The organism is Mesorhizobium sp. CAU 1741 (assembly GCF_039839275.1).
GTDB lineage: Bacteria > Pseudomonadota > Alphaproteobacteria > Rhizobiales > Rhizobiaceae > Aerobium.
Window position 1 is genome coordinate 300,210 of record NZ_JBDOQP010000005.1, and the last position, 18,368, is coordinate 318,577.

Annotated in this window: 21 protein-coding genes and 1 riboswitch; of the genes, 8 read left to right on the forward strand and 13 right to left on the reverse strand. The window is 65.8% G+C overall.

The window, feature by feature from the left end; all coding sequences use genetic code 11:
• Positions 1 to 5: 5 nt before the first annotated feature.
• The gene (locus AAFN84_RS20375; protein WP_347516518.1) at positions 6 to 440 is read right to left on the reverse strand and encodes a hypothetical protein; all 435 of its coding nucleotides are present in this window, start codon (positions 438 to 440) and stop codon (positions 6 to 8) included.
• Between the two features lie 193 nt (positions 441 to 633).
• Between AAFN84_RS20375 and AAFN84_RS20380 the strand changes: the two genes are divergently transcribed.
• The 4 genes from AAFN84_RS20380 (at position 634) to AAFN84_RS20395 (ending at position 3,908) form a co-directional block, all read left to right on the forward strand.
• Positions 634 to 2,331 carry an alpha/beta fold hydrolase gene (locus AAFN84_RS20380; protein ID WP_347516519.1) on the forward strand — a complete coding sequence of 566 codons (1,698 nt, stop codon included), beginning with the start codon at positions 634 to 636 and terminating at the stop codon, positions 2,329 to 2,331.
• Positions 2,332 to 2,502: 171 nt separating this feature from the next.
• Positions 2,503 to 2,907 (forward strand): hypothetical protein, encoded by a 405-nt coding sequence (locus AAFN84_RS20385; protein ID WP_347516520.1) that lies wholly within the window; start codon positions 2,503 to 2,505, stop codon positions 2,905 to 2,907.
• 16 nt (positions 2,908 to 2,923) lie between these two features.
• Positions 2,924 to 3,361: a hypothetical protein gene (locus tag AAFN84_RS20390; protein ID WP_347516521.1), complete on the forward strand. Its 438-nt coding sequence runs from the start codon at positions 2,924 to 2,926 to the stop codon at positions 3,359 to 3,361.
• Between the two features lie 43 nt (positions 3,362 to 3,404).
• Positions 3,405 to 3,908 (forward strand): DUF3592 domain-containing protein, encoded by a 504-nt coding sequence (locus AAFN84_RS20395; RefSeq protein WP_347516522.1) that lies wholly within the window; start codon positions 3,405 to 3,407, stop codon positions 3,906 to 3,908.
• 7 nt (positions 3,909 to 3,915) lie between these two features.
• Here AAFN84_RS20395 and AAFN84_RS20400 read toward each other — a convergent pair whose 3' ends face one another.
• From AAFN84_RS20400 to AAFN84_RS20425, 6 genes are all read right to left on the reverse strand, one after another.
• Positions 3,916 to 4,653: an SMC-Scp complex subunit ScpB gene (locus AAFN84_RS20400; protein ID WP_347516639.1), complete on the reverse strand. Its 738-nt coding sequence runs from the start codon at positions 4,651 to 4,653 to the stop codon at positions 3,916 to 3,918.
• A 200-nt stretch (positions 4,654 to 4,853) separates the two neighbouring features.
• The gene (locus AAFN84_RS20405) at positions 4,854 to 5,618 is read right to left on the reverse strand and encodes a 3-oxoacyl-ACP reductase (protein ID WP_347516523.1); all 765 of its coding nucleotides are present in this window, start codon (positions 5,616 to 5,618) and stop codon (positions 4,854 to 4,856) included.
• 13 nt (positions 5,619 to 5,631) lie between these two features.
• Positions 5,632 to 6,438: a bifunctional hydroxymethylpyrimidine kinase/phosphomethylpyrimidine kinase gene (thiD, locus tag AAFN84_RS20410; RefSeq protein ID WP_347516524.1), complete on the reverse strand. Its 807-nt coding sequence runs from the start codon at positions 6,436 to 6,438 to the stop codon at positions 5,632 to 5,634.
• Positions 6,435 to 7,073: a thiamine phosphate synthase gene (gene thiE / locus AAFN84_RS20415; protein ID WP_347516525.1), complete on the reverse strand. Its 639-nt coding sequence runs from the start codon at positions 7,071 to 7,073 to the stop codon at positions 6,435 to 6,437. Before thiE ends, thiD begins: the two co-directional genes overlap by 4 nt.
• Positions 7,070 to 7,873 carry a hydroxyethylthiazole kinase gene (gene thiM, locus AAFN84_RS20420; RefSeq protein ID WP_347516526.1) on the reverse strand — a complete coding sequence of 268 codons (804 nt, stop codon included), beginning with the start codon at positions 7,871 to 7,873 and terminating at the stop codon, positions 7,070 to 7,072. The genes thiE and thiM overlap by 4 nt, the downstream gene beginning before the upstream one ends.
• Before the next feature lie 50 nt (positions 7,874 to 7,923).
• Positions 7,924 to 8,020, reverse strand: a riboswitch (TPP riboswitch).
• 50 nt (positions 8,021 to 8,070) lie between these two features.
• Complete coding sequence (locus tag AAFN84_RS20425; RefSeq protein WP_347516527.1) at positions 8,071 to 8,967, reverse strand: LysR family transcriptional regulator; 897 nt, start codon at positions 8,965 to 8,967, stop codon at positions 8,071 to 8,073.
• Between the two features lie 115 nt (positions 8,968 to 9,082).
• Between AAFN84_RS20425 and AAFN84_RS20430 the strand changes: the two genes are divergently transcribed.
• The 4 genes from AAFN84_RS20430 to AAFN84_RS20445 all read left to right on the forward strand — a co-directional run bounded on the left by AAFN84_RS20430 (position 9,083) and on the right by AAFN84_RS20445 (position 13,163).
• On the forward strand, positions 9,083 to 10,096 hold the full coding sequence (locus tag AAFN84_RS20430) for a D-cysteine desulfhydrase (protein WP_347516529.1): 1,014 nt from the start codon (positions 9,083 to 9,085) through the stop codon (positions 10,094 to 10,096).
• Between the two features lie 41 nt (positions 10,097 to 10,137).
• On the forward strand, positions 10,138 to 10,848 hold the full coding sequence (locus tag AAFN84_RS20435; protein WP_347516530.1) for an amino acid racemase: 711 nt from the start codon (positions 10,138 to 10,140) through the stop codon (positions 10,846 to 10,848).
• Positions 10,835 to 11,860 (forward strand): putative sulfate exporter family transporter, encoded by a 1,026-nt coding sequence (locus tag AAFN84_RS20440; RefSeq protein WP_347516531.1) that lies wholly within the window; start codon positions 10,835 to 10,837, stop codon positions 11,858 to 11,860. The genes AAFN84_RS20435 and AAFN84_RS20440 overlap by 14 nt, the downstream gene beginning before the upstream one ends.
• Positions 11,861 to 11,975: 115 nt before the next feature.
• Positions 11,976 to 13,163 carry an amidohydrolase gene (locus AAFN84_RS20445; RefSeq protein WP_347516532.1) on the forward strand — a complete coding sequence of 396 codons (1,188 nt, stop codon included), beginning with the start codon at positions 11,976 to 11,978 and terminating at the stop codon, positions 13,161 to 13,163.
• Between the two features lie 16 nt (positions 13,164 to 13,179).
• Here the strand turns inward: AAFN84_RS20445 and AAFN84_RS20450 are convergent, their stop codons facing one another.
• The 6 genes from AAFN84_RS20450 to AAFN84_RS20475 form a co-directional block, all read right to left on the reverse strand.
• On the reverse strand, positions 13,180 to 14,439 hold the full coding sequence (locus tag AAFN84_RS20450; protein WP_347516533.1) for an LLM class flavin-dependent oxidoreductase: 1,260 nt from the start codon (positions 14,437 to 14,439) through the stop codon (positions 13,180 to 13,182).
• The gene (locus AAFN84_RS20455) at positions 14,436 to 15,095 is read right to left on the reverse strand and encodes an LLM class flavin-dependent oxidoreductase (protein ID WP_347516534.1); all 660 of its coding nucleotides are present in this window, start codon (positions 15,093 to 15,095) and stop codon (positions 14,436 to 14,438) included. The genes AAFN84_RS20450 and AAFN84_RS20455 overlap by 4 nt, the downstream gene beginning before the upstream one ends.
• A gap of 2 nt (positions 15,096 to 15,097) precedes the next feature.
• Positions 15,098 to 16,024 carry an ABC transporter ATP-binding protein gene (locus AAFN84_RS20460; protein WP_347516535.1) on the reverse strand — a complete coding sequence of 309 codons (927 nt, stop codon included), beginning with the start codon at positions 16,022 to 16,024 and terminating at the stop codon, positions 15,098 to 15,100.
• Entirely contained in the window at positions 16,021 to 16,668 is a 648-nt protein-coding gene (locus AAFN84_RS20465; RefSeq protein ID WP_347516536.1) for an ABC transporter permease, read from the reverse strand. Before AAFN84_RS20465 ends, AAFN84_RS20460 begins: the two co-directional genes overlap by 4 nt.
• Positions 16,665 to 17,288: an ABC transporter permease gene (locus AAFN84_RS20470; RefSeq protein WP_347516537.1), complete on the reverse strand. Its 624-nt coding sequence runs from the start codon at positions 17,286 to 17,288 to the stop codon at positions 16,665 to 16,667. The genes AAFN84_RS20465 and AAFN84_RS20470 overlap by 4 nt, the downstream gene beginning before the upstream one ends.
• Positions 17,289 to 17,355: 67 nt before the next feature.
• The gene (locus AAFN84_RS20475) at positions 17,356 to 18,237 is read right to left on the reverse strand and encodes a glycine betaine ABC transporter substrate-binding protein (RefSeq protein WP_347516538.1); all 882 of its coding nucleotides are present in this window, start codon (positions 18,235 to 18,237) and stop codon (positions 17,356 to 17,358) included.
• Between the last annotated feature and the right edge of the window lie 131 nt (positions 18,238 to 18,368).

The following is an 18,368-nucleotide window of genomic DNA, read 5'->3' on the forward strand; positions in this document are numbered from 1 at the left end:
TGCGCTCAGCGCCGGGTACCAGGAACAGGCTTCGGCCCCGCCGTCGTGGTGCGGTTCTCCCGGCTCTGCTCGGCGCGCGACAGCCGCACGATATTGTGGCCCCTCAGCGGAGCATTGTAAGGCTCGGCGACAAAGCCACCGAAACGTGCCTCTCGCACAATCACTTCGCGATTGCGGATCAGGCAAACTACCGCTGCACATTCAACGGCGCGTTCCGGGGCGTCCGCGTAGCGCCAGCTCATGCCACCCAGTGGCGCGGGGGACTGGAAGACCAGCCGCCGCCCCTGATGATCCTCGGCAAGCTTCAGACAGTCGGCGCAGAAATACCACGGATAGCGCGCAACCAATTGCTGGCGCGTACCGCAACCCGGGCAGAAATGGTCATCGTCGCCGCCCTCGCGCCGCCATGCGCTTGTCCCGACTTCCGGTACTTTTGCCATGAACCCACCCGCGCAACGCGCCCCAATTTCGCGATGAGAGCGCAGCAAACGAAATGCCGCGCAACGCGCGCTCGATCATACCCCCGGCGGTATAGTTTTTTCCTCGAAGCAACGGTTCTTGCTCCAATCCGCGACCAATCGGCGACCGGCGCGGCCTATTCTCGCCTTCCAACCAACTCAGCGGAGGCAGGGCGTGGAGGGAACACCGAGGCTCATCGATCTCGTCTATGCATCGACCATCGACCCGCATCGCTATGACGACCTCATGGCTTGCTGGCAGGTGCATCTCGACGAGGCGCTGTCGTCATCGCCGGAACCGGAGACGATCGATCCCGATGCCGGGCAGGAGGAGATCGAGCGCCACTTCAACCGGGCCTTCGCCATTCTCGAGAGGCTGGGCCGTCAGGGCACGGAAGCGCAATCCTTCAGCGCGCTGGTCGATGGAGAGTCCCGGCCGGCGGTGCTGGTGGATGCGACGGGTCGCATCGTCGCCGCGAACGGACGGGCGATTGCGCTGTTCGGCGTTACACCCGGCGACACGATCGATGTCCTCAGCCTCGAAGCGGCTGGCCTGAACAACATCCGAAAGGCGCTGTCGCGCATCTCACGCGAGCTGCCGGGCCGGTTGTTGACCGTCACGCGCGTGCTTTCCCCCGCCGACGGCACCACGCCGATCGTGGCGCTGACACGCGCGCCGGCGATCGGCGACAGGCCCGTGGCGCTGCTTTCGGTCGCCGACATCGCGTGGAGCGAGCGGATCGGCGACCTGCTGAGACAGGTCTTTGGCCTGACGCCGACGGAATGCGAAATCGCCAGGGGCATCATCGCGGGGCTGCCGCCACATCGGCTCGCCAGCGCGCGCGGCCGATCCGAGCAAACCGTGCGGACCCAGATGAAATCCGTGCTGCGCAAGCTTGGCCTGCGCAACCAGGCGGAACTGGTGCGCATGATCGCCGGCCTGATGCAGATGGACGCCGCGCCGGAACTTATGAACAGCCGGCCCGACAGTGGCATCGATGGTCGCTCGACCCTGATGATCGGCGGCACGCGTCTTCTGGACGTCGCCGTCATAGGCCCGGCGAACGGGCGCCCGGTCCTCTTCATCCATGGCATGCTCGACGGGCATGGGGTCTCGCGGACAACCCGCAGGATTCTCGACGAGCGCCGCATCAGGCTGATCTGCCCGGTGCGCCCGAACTTTGGCAGGTCGGCTCCCGATGGCGCCGCGCCCGGCGCACCGGATCGTTTCGCGCGGGATGCGGCCGCGGTCCTCGACCATCTCGGCATCGCCTCGTGTCCCGTCATCGGCCACATGGCCGGGTCGATCCACGCATTCGCGATTGCTGCGCGGCTGGGCCCCCGCATCACGCATGTCGTCAATGTGGCCGGCGGCGTACCGATCGTTTCGACCTCCCAGTTCGCACTGATGTCGCCACGACAGCGCGTGGTGGCGCATACGGCGCGTTTCGCGCCAAGACTTCTTCCGTTGATCCTGCGCGCCGGCATCGCGCTTCTGGATAGCGGCGGCGACGCTGCCTTCATGAAGGCGCTCTACAGTGCCGCGCCACTCGATTTCGGCGTGGCAAACCATCCCGAAATCTCCGCCATTCTCAGGGACGGCTACCGGTTCAGCATCGCGCAGGGCCACAGGGCGTTCGAGATCGACGCTCACCATGTCGTCCAGGACTGGACCGACCTTGCCGCCGCGTCGCGCCAGAATGTGCTGTTGCTTCATGGCCGGCATGACCCGGTCGTCGGCATGCAGACCGTGCGCGACTTTGCCGGGCGCCTGGGCGCACGGGCGGAGCATGTCGAGCATCCGGCGCAGGGTCAGTTGCTGTTCTACGCCGATCCCGCCTTCGTCTTCGACGCGCTCGAACGCGTGGTCTGATTCGAGCGTGGTTACGAGCGCTGCAGTTGGGTGACGGGACTATATCGAGCCGCAGGCGTCGGCGCATCGCGCCGCCTCGGCCAAAGCGACCTTACACGCGCCCTACACCGCCAAGGGTATGACGATGCTCGACGGTGATGGCTGAGTGGGACGGTAAAAGGAGAACGGGCGATGAGAATACTGCGGCTTCTTTCGGTGATTGCGATGGCGACGTTGGTCCCCGTGGCCCCAGCCATCGCTCAGGCAAAACTCGTGGCAAGCGAGCGGATAAATGGCGAAGGGGTCGCCTTCCAGTCCCGCAAATTCGGCCAGTTGCGGCTCGTCAAGATTTCGGTGCGCGATGACAACCGCCCGAAATGCATGGTCAGCCTGGATGGCGTGGAGGCCGTTCTGGCCGAGGCGCAGCGCGCGAAAAGCCTGGTGCCTCGCCGCATGCCCGGTGGCAACGGCGTCATCATCACGATCTACCTCAAGTTCAACTCCACGCCGTCCGTACCGACCTGCGACCGTCCCGGCGAGGACTGCCAGCTCGACATCGTGGTCAAAGACGCGAAATCGCTACTGGGTTCCATCTGATCTGGAGGAAAGCGCCATGAACAGGCGACATCTCATGCTTGCGGCAACAGTTGCGGCGGCGCTTTCGGCGCCGACGTCCCTGCGGGCCGAAACCTATCTGACGGGCGCGGAAATCAACGAGCGCGGCGCCCGCTTCACGCTCGCTCCATTCGGCGAGATGAGGATTTCGGGCATAAGCCTCGGTGGACGCAAGAGCAATGACTGCCTGGTCCAGGTCGAAGGCATGAAGAGAACGATCTCGGGGGCGATCAAGACCCGGACCCTGGCCTATTCGAAGGGCTCGGGACGCGGCATAACGATCACCATCGACATGCAAAGGGTGCTGGATCAATGCAAGCACCCGCAGACCGGCGATTTCACACCCTGCTGCCTTGGCAGTGGCGAAGGCTGCCGGGCCACCGTGGAAGTGCCGGACGAGGCATCGATCCGGATCATGAATGCCCTGGGTATCTGACGGCATTCCGGCGTTGCCCGCGGTCTGCTGAGTTCTCGGACCGATGACCAACCTGACGCAATCGGATGGCTTGCGCTGGCTGACGGCTGGCTGTTCGTTGATCCTCGTCTGCGCGGTGATGCTGCCGGTCGCATTGATGGACCTCGGTCACGCCCGGCTGCCGGAGGACTGGCCCGCTACCGCCGGCATCGTCGAGCAATCCGGGATCGGCTCGACATCGACCGGTTCGGGACGGCTCGGTGTCGACTGGTCGTACTTCCCAAGCATTCACTACCGCTATTCGGTGGGAGGACAGACCTATCTCGGCAATGTCGTGTATCGCGGCAAGGGCCCGGCAGGCGAAGCGGCGGTACGCGCGCTGGTAGAGCGCTATCCGGCCGGCGCAAGCGTGAACGTGTTCTACGACCCGCGAGACCCGACCCAGGCGGTGCTCTTGCCCGAGGTGCAGCTCAAGAACTACCATGCCATTCTAGCGATGACGCTGGGTCTCGTCGCAGGCATAAGCTGCCTGTTGCGGTTTCGCGCGATACGCCGCCGGGAGATCTGAGCCGGTTTCACTCGGGGTCCGGCGACCCCTCCGCCTCGTCCCTGTCTCCGTCGTCGTCGCCGATCTCGGCCTCGTCTCCACGCTCCTGCGACGATGCGACGGGAATATCCCCCTCCGCCAGCGATCGCCGGCTCAGCAGGCCGGCATCCTCCAGCGCCTCGTGGTCAGGCAGGTCTCTTAACGTATCCAGCCCGAAATGCGACAGGAACGTCTTCGTGGTGACGTAGGTGTAGGGTGCGCCAGGCTGCGGCGCGCGCGGACCGGATGCGATGAATCCCGTCGAGCGCAGGGTGGCGATCAGGTCGCGCGAGATTTCGCGGGCGAAGAAGGTCGACAGCTCCATCCGCGTGATCGGCTGGAAATAGGCGATGGTCATCAGCACCAGCGCTTCCTGCTGGCTGAGGTCCACGATCTGCTCGGCCGCGCCTGAAGCCGTGCGGATCGCGTCGGCGAATGACGGGCGCGTGCGATGCTGGAACCCGCCGGCAACGGCGACGATGTCGTAGGGTCTGCCGCGCAGCTCTTCACGGATATCGTCCACCAGGAGATCCAGGCTGCAGCCCTTGCCGACGACACGGGCCAGCGTTTCGCGGGGCACCGGTTCGCCAGAGGCAAAGATCACCGCCTCGACCCGGCCCATCCATTCGCGCCACCGTGCCTCGGGTGGCAGATGATCCAGTTCCGGGTCGAACAGCGGGCTTTCGCCCGTCCGCGCCCTGCCCTTGCGATTGACCGCCGCTCCCATCGTCAGGCCGGACCGGATCGGGCGCTCGACCGCCCGTTCCGGCCGCGCGGGCCCGCTGACGCCGTCGTCGACGACGCGCACAACACTACGTCCGGACACATGGGATGCTCGAGAATCATGGCCGCGAGAATGAATCGCGGCGCATCATTCTGCAACGCAAATGCACACAATCCAAAGCGTTGACGAGCGTGCCGTCGCGCTCAGTTGAAGACGAGCCCGCCGTCCACCACCAGATTCTGCCCGGTAATCGCGCGCGCCCAGGGGCTGGCGAAGAACAGCACCGCATCGGCGGCTTCCTGCGGGGTCGTCACGCGGCGCAGCGGCGTACTGCCGGCGATGAGGTCGAAGACGGCTTGAGGTGTCGCCGCGCTTGCGTCGGTGGTGCGCAGGAGCCCGCCCGACACCATGTTGACCGTGATGCCCGACGGTCCGAGTTCGGCCGCCGCCGTGCGGGTCAGCGACAGGAGCGCGGCCTTGGCTGCCGTATAGTCGTGATAGGGCACGACTGGGTTCTGGAAGAGGTTGGTGCCGATGGTGACGACGCGGCCGAAACCGGCCTGCGCCATTGCCGGCCGAACGGCACGGAGCAGGTTGAGCGCGCCCTTCGTTGCCGTCTCGAAATGGGGTGCAATGTCCTCCCACGACAGCGCGTCGAGCTTCTTGCGCGCATCGCCATTGAACGAGAAATCCGCGAGCGCATTGTGGACCACCGTGGTGGGGCTGCCAAGCGCGGCCGTCACGTCGGCAACCATTCGGTCGACCTCGCCGGCGTCGCGGACATCCGCGCCGAACGCGCGCGAACGGGTTCCCAGCCTGTCGGCCAGCGCTTCGGCCTTGTCCCTGCTGGTGCGGTAGTTGATGGCCACCCGGGCGCCCTCGCGCGCAAAGGCTTCGGCGATCGCGGCCCCAAGGCCCCGCCCTGCACCGGTGACCAGGACGGTCTGCTCGCTGATCGGCAATGTCATTGATGTATCCCTCTCACGATTGTTGCCAGAACTGATGAAAATGATGGACCGGCCCATGGCCCGAGCCGACCGATAGCCGCTCGGCATCGACGATCGCGCCGGCCAGATAGGCCTTCGCTGCTTGTGCCGCGCCGACGGGCGGCATCCCCCTCGCAAGAGAGGCGGAGAGTGCGCTGGACAAGGTGCAGCCGGTGCCGTGCGTGCTGGCGGTGGCGATGCGCGGTCCTTCAAGCCATTCCAGCTCCGTTTGGCTCGAGAAGACATCCGGGCTGTCGTTCCCGCCGAGGTGGCCACCCTTGAGAAGAACGGCGTGCGCTCCCGCCGTTCGCAACTGACGGGCCTGTTCGGCCATCTGTGCGCGGGTTTCCGCGACCGGCACCCCGATCAGCGCCGCTGCCTCCGGCAGGTTGGGCGTGATGATCGTCGCCAATGGAAGCAGCCTTTCGACAAGTGCGGCCACCGCGTCGGGGTCGAGCAGGCTTGCGCCGCCCTTGGCGACCATCACCGGATCAAGCACCACCGGCAAATTCGGATGCGGCGCCAGCGCGTCGGCAACGGCCTCGGCGATCCCGGCGCTGGCGACCATGCCGATCTTGACGGCATCGACGCGGATGTCGGCGAAAACCGCCTCGATCTGCCGCGCGACGAATGAAGGCGGCACGAGGTGAACTCCCGAGACGCCTTGCGTGTTCTGCGCCGTCAGCGCCGTGAGGACCGCCATTCCATAGACGCCGCAGGCGGAAAACGTCTTCAGGTCCGCCTGGATGCCGGCTCCGCCCGAAGGGTCGGAACCGGCAATGCTGAGGACGTTCCGGATCATCGGCATGCCCTTTTGATCGCGCCGGCGATGTCGCGGGCCGCCGCATGCGGATCCGGCTGGCCGCAAACCGCCGAAACCACGGCCAGACCCCTGGCACCGGCCTTGAAGACGTCGTTCGCATGACGGGCTTTCAGGCCGCCGATGGCGACTGCCGGAACGGGACAGGCCTCCACCATTCGCGCCAGCCCGTCGAAACCGATCGGCGGTTTGTGGTCCGGCTTGGTGGGCGTCGCGAAGACCGGCCCGATACCGGCATAGTCCACGATGGCCGTATCGAGCGCGGCGGCCAGGGCGGCCGTCTCCACCGTGACGCCGAGGATCATGTCGGGCCCTGTGCGGGCACGCGCGAGAGCCACATCGAGATCGCCCTGGCCGATATGCAGGCCATCGGCCCCGATCGCAACTGCCGCGTCCGCGTCGTCGTTGACCACGAGCAGCGCGTCTGTGCCCGCCAGTGCCTGCTTCAATGCACGCCCGGTCTCGACAAGTCGCGCCGTGTCGGCCTGCTTGTCGCGCAACTGGATCATGGTCGCTCCGGCCGTCGCCGCCTGGCGCGCTGTCTCGACCATACCAAGGTCGCCGCATAGCGCGGGATCGAGCACGAGATAGAAGGAGAGGTCGAACCGGGGTCTCATGCTGCTGCGACCCGCGAGCCGGCGTCGAGCGCATCACCGTCGACGGCTGCGAGCGCGTCGAGGAAGCGCCACCCGAACGAGCCCGGCCCCGCCGCATCCCTGGCGGCCTTTTCACCGGCGACGGCAAAGTGTGCCAGAGCCGCCGTCGTCGCCTCGAGAGGGTTGCGCGGAAATGCGGCGGCGAAGGCGCCGACAAGGCAGGTGAGCGAGCAGCCCAGCGCCGTGACTTGCGGCATAAAGGGCGAGCCACCCTCGACGCGGTAGGCGCGCTCGCCATCGGTGACGAAATCCACCGCGCCGGTGACCGCGACCACCGCGCCGTGCATGCGGGCGATGGACCGGGCCGCATCCTCGGCGGCCGTGACCGTGTCGCGGCTGTCGACGCCGCGCCCGTGGCCCGTGGCGCCCGACAGCGCGATGATCTCGGAGGCGTTGCCGCGCACGATGTTTGGCGACAGGCCGAGCAGGTCCAATGCCGCCTTGCGGCGGTACGCCGTGGCGTGGTGGGCGACCGGGTCGAGCACCCATGGGCGCCCGGCCTGCCGCGCGCCGTCCACGGCGGCGTGCATGCCTTGAAGCCATACCGGCGACAGCGTTCCGATATTGATCGTCAGCGCGCCGGCGATCGCCGCGAATTCCCCCGCCTCGGCCTCGGCGTGGATCATCGCCGGGGAGGCGCCCGCCGCCAGCAGCACGTTGGCCGCAACGTTCATCGCGACGAAATTGGTGATGCAGTGGACGAGCGGCGTCTCGCGCCGCATCGCCGTCAACATGGTTCCGGGGGAAAGGTCGTCCGTCATCTTGCTCCTTTCCAGCGGAGCAGAAGACGGAAGGGTACGAGCAACTCAAGCGGCCGACCCAAGCGACTCCCTCCGCCGGCATTATCCGGTTCAGGTTCGAAGGGTGCTTCTCAGCCCGCCTGTCGGCGAGCGCCCCTGTCTCTCATCCGGGTAGTGTTGCAAAGCGGGAAGGCATTGTCACGCGCAAATCGGTGGCGTCACCGCGATCGGGTCAACTGGTCCCAAAGGAGCTGCTCGGTGGCGGACGCGGCGCCAAGCGCACGCACTGCCGTCACCTCCAGCTCGCAATGTGGTATCGTGCGCGACAGATCCACCAGCCTGCCGTCGTCGAGGCGATCACGCGCCAGCGAACGGGGCACCCAGGCAACCGCAACCCCGACCGCGGCCAATTCGAGCGCCGCAAGGGTGAGCGACGTCTCAACCTTGGCCATAAGCTCGACCGTCGGCCGCAGACGCGCCAATATCTGACGTTCCATCACCTGTCCCATGAAGACGTCCCCTGGATAGGCGACATAGGGCAATCGGCCCTGCCTCATGAGGTCGAGCACTCGATCGTGGTGCCCTGCCCCGATCACCGGCACGAGCGTATCGGAGCTGATCGCGGCGACCTCGACAAAGTCCGCACGAACGGGATGTTCGGTTCCAGGCAGCCGGTAAACGATGGCGACGTCAGCCTCCCTGGCCAGCAATTGGGCGAAGCAATCGTCGAGGTTTGCGGAGCGGAGCCTCAGGAATATCCCGTCATTGCGGGACTGTATTTCATCGATGATGCCGGGCGCGATCGCGGTCGTCAGCGCATGCTGGCTGACGATGACGATGCGGTTGGCGGAGGCCCGTTCGCCCGAGCGGAGATCGAGCACGAGCTGCCGCAATCGTTCCGCGATGCCCTCGATGGCGTCGCGATGTTCAGCCGTCGCGCGGCGAAGCTCCACCGGCTTGCGGGAGCGATCGAAAAGTTCGATGCCGACATGCTCTTCGATGTTCTGGACACGCCTCGAAAACGCCGACGCCGTCAGCCCGCGACGCTGCGCGGCTTCTCCGAACGAGCCTGTCTCGGCCACCGCGAGGATGTCTTCCAGCCATTCGAGCCGCACAGCAGATTTCCTTAACTTGCATGGTATGCATCTTGTTTCAAAAATTTCGACCTTGATGCTGGAGGCATCGTATTGGATATGTCGCTCCATGCAACTTTTCTGATTGGAGACAGCCATGCACCTCTCCCGCTACCCCCGTGTCTTCCTGGCCCACCTGCCCACTCCGCTGGAGCGTCTCGACCGCTTGTCGGCTGAACTCGGAGGTCCGGAAATCTGGATCAAGCGGGACGACTGCACCGGGCTGTCGACAGGCGGCAACAAGACCCGCAAGCTCGAATTCCTGATGGCCGAGGCCATGCAGCAGGGCGCCGACATGGTGATTACGCAAGGCGCCACCCAGTCGAACCATGCGCGCCAGACGGCCGCCTTCGCCGCAAAGCTCGGGCTCGCATGTCACCTCCTGCTGGAAGATCGGACCGGCTCCAACGATGCCAACTACAACACCAACGGCAACGTGCTGCTCGACCATCTGCATGGCGCCACGACCGAGAAGCGGACGGGCGGCGCCGACATGCAGGGCGAGATGGAGAAGGTTGCGGAACGCTTTCGCGCCGAGGGCCGCAAGGTCTACCTGATCCCCGGCGGAGGGTCGAACGCGACGGGTGCGCTCGGCTATGTGAACTGCGCCTTCGAACTCGTCGGCCAGGCGAATGACCGCGGGCTGGTTATCGACCAGATCGTCACGGCGACCGGCAGTGCCGGTACCCAGGCCGGCCTCGTCACAGGACTCAAGGCCATCAATGCCAATATCCCGCTGCTCGGTATCGGCGTGCGCGCGCCAAAGGAGAAGCAGGAAGAAAACGTCTTCAACCTGTCGCTGAAGACCGCGGAAAAGCTCGGCTGCCCGGACGTGGTATCGCGCAGCGACGTTGTCGCCGACTGCAGCTATGTCGGACCGGGCTATGGCATCCCTCGCGCCGATACGCTGGAAGCGATCCGCATGTTCGCCGAACTGGAGGGCATCCTTCTCGACCCGGTCTACTCCGGCAAGGGCGCAGCCGGCCTCATCGACCTGTGCCGTAAGGGGACCTTCAAGAAGGGACAGAAGATCGTCTTTCTGCACACTGGCGGCTCGGCAGCCCTTTTCGGCTACGACGCCGTCCTCGCTGGCGAAGCTTCGGCCCAGTAGCTCGGACATCTCTCACCATTGGAACGAGCGGGATGAGCGCCATGAGCCTTCGCAAGATCGGCATTCTCGGTGGGATGGGGCCGGAAGCAACGGTGCTCTTCATGCAGAAGACCCTCGCGGCGGTGCCCGCGCGGGACGATGTCGACCATATTCCCCTGCTCGTCGACCAGAACCCGCAGGTGCCGTCGCGCATCCGCCATCTGATCGAGAAGCGTGGCGAAAGCCCGGCCCCGGTGCTCGCCGCGATGGCGCGGGGGCTCGAAGTCGCCGGCGCCGAGGCGCTCGCCATGCCCTGCAATACGGCCCACCACTACGCACCCGACATCAGATCGGCGGTCGCGATCCCGTTCATCGACATGGTCGCGCTGGCGGCCGACAGGGCACTGGAACAGGCGGGCGCGGGCGGCCGGGTGGGCATTCTCGCCTCGCCCGCCACGCGCCTAGTGGGATTGTTCGACCAGGTCCTCGCTGCACGCGGGCTCGAGGCGGTTTATCCGGCGCGCGACGAGGACGCGCTGGCGATCATTCGGCGCATCAAGGCAGGCGATCTCGGCGCCGAGACCCGCGCCGCCCTGCGCGCGCTGTCGAGCGGATTGCTGGAACGGGACGCCGAGGTCCAGATGATCGCCTGCACGGAGTTCTCGCTCATCCCGGATGCGGTCGATCCGCGCGCGCGCTGCTTCGATACGCTCGACCTGCTGGTCGACGCCGTCGTCGGGTTCTCGCGCTCGACGCCCGATGACCGGTCCTGAGCCTTTGCCGGAACGCTTTCAGGCCCAAAGCAGCCAGATCTTCGCTTGGATCGCGCTGCACAAGCGCGGGGTGGTGCTCGCCGCCACCATCGCGCTGGCCGCGAGTTTCCTGTCGGAGCACTACGGCGCGCCGGCCATGCTGTTTGCCCTGCTGATCGGCATGGCGTTCAACTTCATGACGGAGAATCCGGGCACGGCACCCGGGGTGGAGCTCTGCTCGAAGACCATCCTGCGGATCGGCGTCGCCCTGCTGGGGCTGCGGCTCACGTTCGCCGACGTGTCGCAACTTGGCCTTTCCAGCATTCTCGGCGTATGTGCGCTGACACTTCTGGTGCTGGCCAGCGGCACGCTGATCGCCAGATTGACGGGCCGGCCGATGGCGTTCGGCCTGCTGACCGGCGGCGCGGTTGCCATCTGTGGCGCATCGGCTGCCCTGGCAATCGCTGCGGTCATTCCGAAGCGGCATCTTCGCGAGGAAGACGTCCTCTTCACCGTCGTCGGCGTCACCGCGCTGTCGACCGCTGCCATGATCCTCTACCCGATCCTCTTCGCAGCGCTCGGCCTGTCGGAACTGGCCAGCGGCTACCTCATCGGAGCAACCATCCACGACGTCGCCCAGGTGGTCGGCGCTGGCTATTCGATCAGCGATCCGGCCGGCGAGATCGCGACCTTCACCAAGCTCCTGCGGGTGGCGCTGCTTCCGGTGGTGCTCGTCGCCGTCGGTCTGTGCTACCGGCGAGAGGCAGGCGGCGGCGTCTCGATGCCCTGGTTCGTCGTCGCGTTCATGGCGTTGATGCTGCTGCGCAACCTCCTTCCCCTCAATGAAGCCATCCTCGACATCCTCAACGAGGCGTCCCGCTTCATGCTGCTGACGGCAATCGCGGCGCTGGGCGTCAAGACCTCGCTGGCAAGGATATTCGCGGCCGGCAGCGGCGGAATGCTGATCCTGGGGGCAGAGACGATCTTCCTCCTCGGCCTCGCCCTGGCGTTCGTCTATCTCAATTTTGCCTGAACGCCCCGGGCTCAGATGCGTTGTCCCTGTGATTTCCTCAGCCGCGCCTTGCTGCGGCTAGCGCTTTGGTGGAAAAGTCGAGGTGCCGCGATACGACGATACCGAGGATTCCTTCATGCCATCCAGACCCATGCCCGCCGAGATCGAAACCCACCTGGCCGAGGCTCTCCCCCGGTTGGTGGAACTGCGGCAGGACCTGCATCGCAATCCCGAGATCGGGTTCAAGGAAGTGCGCACCGCCGGGATAGTCGCCGAACGGCTGCGCGAACTCGGGCTCGAGGTCAGCGAAGGCATCGGCGGCACCGGTGTGGTCGGCACCTTGCGCTCCGGCACCGGCAACCGCGTCATCGGCTTCCGCGCCGACATGGATGCCCTTGCGATGCAGGAGGCGACCGGTCTTCCCCATGCGTCCGAGATCGCCAACATGATGCACGGATGCGGCCATGACGGCCACACGACGATGCTCCTTGGCGCGGCCGAGATGCTGGCGCGGAACCCGGTCTTTTCCGGCACCATCCATTTCATCTTCCAGCCCGCCGAGGAGGGGCTGGGCGGGGCGCCGGCGATGATGCGCGACGGGCTGTTCGAGCGCTTTCCGGTCGACGCGGTCTATGGGCTGCACAACAAGCCCAACCTGCCGGAAGGCTCGTTCAACGTCGCCATCGGCGCGATGCTGGCGGCGGCCGATACGTTCACCGTCGCCTTCGGCGGGCAGGGCGGCCATGGCGGATCTGGCGCGCACCTGTCGATCGACCCGACGCTTGCGGCCGCGCAGTTCGTGACCAACCTGCAGGCCATCGTCGGGCGTAACGTCTCGCCGTTCGACCAGGGCGTCATCAGCGTCGGCCATATCAGCGGCGGCAACTACGATGCGCCGAACGTCATACCCTCCCGCGTCGTGGTGCGCGGCACCGTGCGCAGCTTTTCACCGGCGACCCGCGATCTGCTGGAGCGGCGTCTCAACCAGGTTGCCCGCGCGGCGGCGGACGCCTTCGGCACGACACTCGACGTCACCTATGAGCGGCTCTTCCCGTCGCTTCACAACCCACCGGAGGCCACGGGCAGGATCGTCTCCGCCCTGCGCGACCGTTTCGGCGCCGAGCGGGTGGACGACAAGGCGACGCCCGGCACCGGCGCGGAGGACTTCGCATACATGCTGGAGCAGTCGACCGGCTGCTTTTTCTTCCTCGGCGCCGGCAACGGACCAGCGCTGCATTCCGATCGCTACGACTTCAACGACAACATCCTTGCCGATGGCGTGCGCTACTGGGTGACGATCGCCCAGGAGGAATTGGCGGCCTAGCGAGGGCTGCCGGGCGTCAGCCCGGCGTTGCCAGTCCCAGATTTGCCCGCAATGTCGAGCCTTCATAGGCGGTGCGGAACAGTCCGCGCCGCTGCAGCTCGGGAATGACCAGATCGACGAAGCTGTCGAGTTCTCCCGGGAAGAAGGCGGGCATCACGTTGAAGCCGTCGCAGGCGCCACCGGTAAACCAGGCTTCGAGTTCGTCGGCGATGTCAGCGGCGGTGCCGATCAGCCGCCAGTGGCCGCGCGCGCCGGCGAAATGCTGCGCCACCTGCCGTATGCTCAACCCTTCGCGCCGCGACTGGTCGATCACGAGCTGCTGCCGGCTCTGCATGCCTTCGCTCGCCTTCAAGTCCGGCATCGGCCCGTCCAGCGGCAGGCCGTCCAGCGCGTCGGTCGCCAGATAGCTTGCCAGAAGCGCGAGGCCGACCTCGTCGGGAATCAACGCCTGGAGTTCGTCGAATTTCGCCTGCGCCTCCTCGCGGGTCCTGGCGACCACGGGCGAAACCCCCGGCATGATCTTCAGATGGTCGGGATTGCGCCCTGCGGCCTTCACCCGGGCCTTCACGTCGTCGTAGAACGCCTTGGCGGCATCGAAGGTCTGTGTCGCGACGAAGACGACATCGGCGGTGCGCGCCGCGAGATCACGGCCGACATCCGACGAGCCCGCCTGCACCACCACCGGCGCGCCTTGCGGGGATGCGGGTATCCCGAGCCCCTGTGCCACCATAAAGCTCTCGCCTTCATGGGCGATGGTACCGGTGCGGTTGGCAGGATCCCAGAGGCGCGCCACGACGTCAGCGAACTCGCTTGCCTTGGCGTAGCGGTCACGATGCGCGCGCAGGCCCTGTGCGCCGAAATTGGCCGCCTCGATCTCGCTGGCCGATGTGACGAGGTTCCATCCCGCCCGGCCGCCGCTGACAAGGTCGAGCGTGGCGAAGGCGCGCGCCAGCGCGTAGGGCTCGTTGTAGGATGACGACGCGGTGGCGACGAGGCCGACATTTTGCGTATTGGCCGCGAGCGCGGCAAGCAGGCTGATCGGCTCGAAGCCGATCGAGCGCGCGGCCTGCGATGCGAGTTCCACACGCGCCTCGCGCACGCCTGCGGCATCCTCGAAGAAGACGAGGTCGAAAAGGCCGCGTTCCGCCGTGCGGGCGATCGCAATCATGTGGTCGACATTGATGCCGGCGTCGGCTGCCGCCTGCGGATGCCGCCAGGCGGCGATGTGATGGCCGGTCGGCATCAGGAAGGCGCCGAGTTTCATCTGCGCGCTCATCGGCTCCACCCCTCGGTCAGTTTGGTGGCAGACCTCGCACTATCGATAACGACCGCGTCGCCAAGTTCGTTGTCGCGCAACAGGTCCGGCCTGCCGCGCGGCGAGCGCATGACGTTGAGCGGTCCGCGCACCGAAAAATACGCGCCGCGGTGATCGAGCGTGTGCATGGATTGGGGGTTGAAGAACCGCGCATTGTAACGGTCGAGCAGCAGCGCATCGCCATCCCAGCTTTCCCACAGGCCGGACACCACGTCGACGAACTCCTGCTGCCTTGCGCCGAAGTCCGCCCCCTCGAGGCGGGCCTTGCCACTGAACGCGGCGTAGGCGTCGCCGACATGCCCCTCGTCGACCACCCAGCCGGAACGGCCCCGGCTGATGAGTTCGAGCGACGCAAGGCGCCGGGCAAGATTGTATGGCTGGTGACCGAGAGTGGACACGCGCGCCAGCAGGCGTATGCGCGACGTCTTCGCCGCGAGCCAGCCGATCAGGATTAGGGCGTCGGGCCACGCCTCGCCGCCGTCTTCGGCTGCGATATCGTCGGGCAGGACCAGCGATCGGACGCCGGCTTCTTCAGCACTGGCGGCAAATTTTGCAAGCTCGTCCAGAGACCAGCCGCTGAATCGGCCCTGGATGACAATCGTTTCGGGAATGCTCATTCTCACACTGACATTATCTTTTCACGGCTGATGGTGCCGACGACCGTGCCCGCCCCATCCACGACCGCCGCTTCCTCGGCCCGTGCCGCGATGATGGCCGACAAGGCGTCGCGCAGGTCGCTTTCGGCCTCGACGCGCGGCAATGAGGGCGAAGCGTCGCCCGGCTCCATTTCATCCGCAACGCTGAACAGCGTCAACCGTTTCAAGGCGCGGTCGGCCCCGACGAAATTCTCCACGAAAGCATCGATCGGCCGTGACAATATCGTGTCGGGGGTATCGTACTGCACGATGCGTCCGTCGCGCATGATGGCGATGCGGTCGCCGAGGCGCACAGCCTCGTCGATATCGTGGGTCACCATCACCACCGTCTTTCTGACGCGCTGGAGAATCTGCTTGAACTCGTTCTGAAGCCGCATGCGGGCGATCGGGTCGATGGCGCCGAAGGGTTCGTCCATCAGCAGCACGGGCGGGTCGGCAGCCAGCGCGCGCGCCACGCCGACGCGCTGGCGCTGCCCGCCGGAAAGCTGGCGCGGATAGCGGTCGAGCATCACCGCGTCCAGTCCCACCAGTTCCATCAGCTCGCGATTGCGCTTGTCGATCCGCCCCTTGTCCCAGCCGAGCAGGTTGGGGACGGACGCGATGTTCTGCGCGATCGTCATATGCGGGAAAAGGCCCACCTGCTGGATCACATAGCCGATATGACGCCTCAACAGCACCGGGTTCCCGCTGCGCACATCCTCGCCGCCGACGCTGATCTCGCCGCTGGTCGGCTCGATCAGGCGGTTGATCATGCGCATCGTGGTCGTCTTGCCGCAACCCGATGGGCCGACGAGCGCGACCGTGATGCCGTCCGGCACTTCGAGCGTCAGGTCGTCCACCGCCGCACGGTCGGAGCCGAAACGCTTGGTGACGTTCTTCATGATGATCATGCGGCGCGTCTTTCTCCAAAGAAGATCCGCTCGGCCAGGCCAAGCAGGAATTCGGTGCCGAGCGCCAGCATCGCGATCGGAATCGCGCCAACCAGCAGGCGCGACTGGTCCATTCCCGCGATGCCCACGGCGATGAAGTCGCCGAGTCCTCCGCCGCCGATGAAGGGCGCGAGCGTGGCGCCGGCCAGCACCTGTACCGATGCCGTGCGCAGGCCGGCGAACATCGCCGGCGCGGCAAGCGGCACCCTGATCTTGCGCAGGATCTGTCCGTTGCTCATGCCCATGCCGGTGGCCGCCTCGATGGCGTCGGGCTCGACGTCGCGCAGGCCGACATAGGCGTTGATGAGGATCGGCGGCAGCGCGAGGATCGTCAGCGCCACGATCGAGGGCCAGAGCCCGATGCCGAGGATCGGCATCATGATCGCGAGGATCGCCAGGCTCGGCAGCGTGCGCAGCCCGTTGACCGCGTTGATCGCGACAGCCGCCCACCGGGCGCGGCGCAGGATGATGACCGCCAGCGGCAGGCCGATCGCAAGCGCGAAGGCGATCGCCGCCCCGGACATCAGCAAGTGCTGGTAGAGGGCACGGTTGAACTCGGCCGGATTCTCCAGAATCCAGGTAAAGGCTTGCGACAGCAGGTTCACGCCTGCCTCCAGCGCTGGAGCCGCCGCTCGAACCACGTCAGGAGGAGATCGAAGAATATGGCGATGAGCGCGGTGAGTACGCCACCGACAATGATCTTTTCCGGCCAGCTCTGGTCGATGCCCTGGAGGATTATCGAACCCAGCCCACCGGCATCGATGAAGGCGGCGATCGTGGCGATGCCGATGACCGTGACAAGCGCGATGCGGATGCCCGAGACGATCAGCGGCAGGGCAAGAGGCAGCTCGACCTTGACAAGGCGCTGCCAGCGGCTGAAGCCCATGCCGTCGGCCGCATCCAGCACGTCGTCGGGAATGCTGCGCAGACCCGTCACGACATTCCGCAGCAGGATGAGCAGGCAGTAGGACGACAATCCGGTCAGCGCCGGCTTCATGCCAAGCCCCATGATCGGGATCAGGAAGGCGAAAAGCGCCAGACTGGGAATGACGAATATGATGCCGGCGATGGTCAGGAAGACGACGTAGAGCCGCGGACGGCGCGCCGAGACGATGCCAAGCACGAGCGCCAGCACGCAGCCGATGAGAACCGCCAGGAACGACAGCAGGAGATGCTGCCCCGCCGCTTCAGCGATCAGGCCGAGGTTCTTGTGTGCCCAGGTCAAGCGTGGACCACCATCTCAATTCTGGCAAAGGTGACGTCCGCCCGCGGTGGCGGGCGGACATCCGTTATCAGAGACCTTCGGCGGCAATGAATTCGGCGGCGACTTCCGCCGGTTCCTTGCGGTCACGTTCCACCGCGGCATTCATCGCGCGCATCTTCTCGTTGGTCAGCAAGGGCGCGATCTTGTTCAGCACCTCGGCGATTTCGGGATTCGCGCTCATCGCATCCTGACGCACGATCGGCACCAGATAGTAGGGAGGGAACAGGTTCTTGTCGTCTTCGAGGACGGCCAGCTTGCTGTCCTCGATCTGCCAGTCGGTCGAGAACCCGAACGACACGTCGATCTGCTCGCTCGTCAGCGCGCTGTAGCGGATGCCGAGCTTGGCGAACTTGACGAATTCCTTGAACTTGATGCCGTAGACCTCTTCGAGACCGGGCAGACCGTCCTTGCGTTCGCCAAAGGTGCCCTCAGCGCCGAAGGTCAGGTCCTTCGAAGCGGGCCCCAGGTCGGACAGGGTCGTCAGCTTGTATTCCTCGGCCTTCTCGGGAAGCAGGATGATCGCATAGCCATTGTTGATCGCCGTCGGCTCCAGCAGCGTCAGGTCGAGCTCGTTTTCATAGTAGGTCTTGACGTCGGAATAGATCTTGTCGGCGTCGCTGGTGAGTTCACCCTTCACCACGGCGGCGAGCGCGGTGCCCGTATATTCGGGGTAGAGATCGATTTCGCCGCTGGTCAGCGCGGTATGGGCGATCTGGGTCGCGCCGAGATTGAGGCGCTTCTCGACCTCGATGCCGGCCTTCTCGAGTGCCTGCGCGTAGATCTCCGCGACGATGAACTGTTCGGTGAAGTTCTTGCTTCCGATCTTCACCGGCTCAGCATGTGCGAAGGCGGAAAGCGCCACTGTGAGGCCGAGGCCGAGCCCGGCCGCTTTGAGTGTGCGAGAAATCATGATGGACTCCGTTTGAAGACAGACACGTTGTCCCTAGACTGACACCGTCTTGCCCGCGTCGCCATCCCTTTTGTTGCACGGATGCGAAAAATGTCAGACGTGCTGACCTATGGTGACAAACGGCAAATCGC

What these genes read in the sequence shown, in the direction of transcription:
- AAFN84_RS20455 (WP_347516534.1), bottom strand. Translation starts at nt 15,095, where the DNA reads ATGAGCATTCCCGAAACGATTGTCATCCAGGGCCGATTCAGCGGCTGG.
- AAFN84_RS20400 (WP_347516639.1), bottom strand. Translation starts at nt 4,653, where the DNA reads ATGGGAGCGGCGGTCAATCGCAAGGGCAGGGCGCGGACGGGCGAAAGC.
- thiE (WP_347516525.1), bottom strand. Translation starts at nt 7,073, where the DNA reads ATGAGACCCCGGTTCGACCTCTCCTTCTATCTCGTGCTCGATCCCGCG.
- AAFN84_RS20445 (WP_347516532.1), top strand. Translation starts at nt 11,976, where the DNA reads ATGCCATCCAGACCCATGCCCGCCGAGATCGAAACCCACCTGGCCGAG.
- AAFN84_RS20440 (WP_347516531.1), top strand. Translation starts at nt 10,835, where the DNA reads ATGACCGGTCCTGAGCCTTTGCCGGAACGCTTTCAGGCCCAAAGCAGC.
- AAFN84_RS20375 (WP_347516518.1), bottom strand. Translation starts at nt 440, where the DNA reads ATGGCAAAAGTACCGGAAGTCGGGACAAGCGCATGGCGGCGCGAGGGC.
- AAFN84_RS20430 (WP_347516529.1), top strand. Translation starts at nt 9,083, where the DNA reads ATGCACCTCTCCCGCTACCCCCGTGTCTTCCTGGCCCACCTGCCCACT.
- AAFN84_RS20435 (WP_347516530.1), top strand. Translation starts at nt 10,138, where the DNA reads ATGAGCCTTCGCAAGATCGGCATTCTCGGTGGGATGGGGCCGGAAGCA.
- AAFN84_RS20475 (WP_347516538.1), bottom strand. Translation starts at nt 18,237, where the DNA reads ATGATTTCTCGCACACTCAAAGCGGCCGGGCTCGGCCTCGGCCTCACA.
- AAFN84_RS20460 (WP_347516535.1), bottom strand. Translation starts at nt 16,024, where the DNA reads ATGATCATCATGAAGAACGTCACCAAGCGTTTCGGCTCCGACCGTGCG.
- AAFN84_RS20405 (WP_347516523.1), bottom strand. Translation starts at nt 5,618, where the DNA reads ATGACATTGCCGATCAGCGAGCAGACCGTCCTGGTCACCGGTGCAGGG.
- AAFN84_RS20390 (WP_347516521.1), top strand. Translation starts at nt 2,924, where the DNA reads ATGAACAGGCGACATCTCATGCTTGCGGCAACAGTTGCGGCGGCGCTT.
- AAFN84_RS20450 (WP_347516533.1), bottom strand. Translation starts at nt 14,439, where the DNA reads ATGAGCGCGCAGATGAAACTCGGCGCCTTCCTGATGCCGACCGGCCAT.
- AAFN84_RS20385 (WP_347516520.1), top strand. Translation starts at nt 2,503, where the DNA reads ATGAGAATACTGCGGCTTCTTTCGGTGATTGCGATGGCGACGTTGGTC.
- AAFN84_RS20395 (WP_347516522.1), top strand. Translation starts at nt 3,405, where the DNA reads ATGACCAACCTGACGCAATCGGATGGCTTGCGCTGGCTGACGGCTGGC.
- thiM (WP_347516526.1), bottom strand. Translation starts at nt 7,873, where the DNA reads ATGACGGACGACCTTTCCCCCGGAACCATGTTGACGGCGATGCGGCGC.
- thiD (WP_347516524.1), bottom strand. Translation starts at nt 6,438, where the DNA reads ATGATCCGGAACGTCCTCAGCATTGCCGGTTCCGACCCTTCGGGCGGA.